Origin of the sequence: Azospirillum halopraeferens DSM 3675, from assembly GCF_000429625.1 — a bacterium.
Lineage (GTDB): Bacteria > Pseudomonadota > Alphaproteobacteria > Azospirillales > Azospirillaceae > Azospirillum > Azospirillum halopraeferens.
This window is the reverse complement of sequence record NZ_AUCF01000056.1, coordinates 1-1002: the sequence shown is the minus strand read 5'-3', so window position 1 is coordinate 1002 and position 1002 is coordinate 1. Positions and strand designations below refer to the sequence as shown.

General features: G+C 57.2%; 1 rRNA gene. It reads right to left on the bottom strand.

From position 1 onward, the window contains the following. Positions 1–1002: ribosomal RNA gene (locus G472_RS0124615) — 23S ribosomal RNA — on the bottom strand; the annotation flags it as partial.

Sequence of the window (1002 nt, the reverse complement as noted above, 5' to 3'; positions counted from 1 at the left end):
CACCCGCAGCTTCGGTAGATGGCTTGAGCCCCGTTACATTTTCGGCGCAGGCCGGCTTGTCTAGACCAGTGAGCTATTACGCTTTCTTTAAAGGATGGCTGCTTCTAAGCCAACCTCCTGGTTGTCATGGCCTTCCCACATCCTTTCCCACTTAGCCATCATTTGGGGACCTTAGCTGGCGGTCTGGGCTGTTTCCCTCTCGACGATGGACCTTAGCACCCACCGTCTGTCTGCCGCGCTGTGCTCTGCGGTATTCGGAGTTTGGTTAGGTTTGGTAAGGCTCGCGCCCCCCTAGCCCATCCAGTGCTCTACCCCCGCAGGCAATACGCGACGCGCTACCTAAATAGCTTTCGCGGAGAACCAGCTATTTCCTGATTTGATTGGCCTTTCACCCCTAGCCACAGCTCATCCCCGACTTTTTCAACAGGCGTGGGTTCGGTCCTCCAGTGCGTGTTACCGCACCTTCAACCTGGCCATGGCTAGATCATCAGGTTTCGGGTCTACAGCAAGCAACTCATGCGCCCTCTTCAGACTCGCTTTCGCTGCGCCTTCGCCTACCGGCTTAAGCTCGCTGCTTACTGTAAGTCGCTGACCCATTATACAAAAGGTACGCCGTCACCCCACATGGAGGCTCCGACTGCTTGTAGGCATCCGGTTTCAGGAACTGTTTCACTCCCCTCGTCGGGGTGCTTTTCACCTTTCCCTCACGGTACTGGTTCACTATCGGTCACTGAGGAGTACTTAGGCTTGGAGGGTGGTCCCCCCACGTTCAGACAGGGTTTCACGTGCCCCGCCCTACTCGAGGATCATGGCTGCCTTACCCGTACGGGACTGTCACCCGCTGTGGTGCGCCGTTCCAGACGCTTCCGGTTGCCTCACCATGACCACTGGCCTGGTCCGCTTTCGCTCGCCACTACTCGCGGAGTCTCGGTTGATGTCCTTTCCTCCGGCTACTTAGATGTTTCAGTTCGCCGGGTTCGCCTCCTGACCCTATGGATTCAG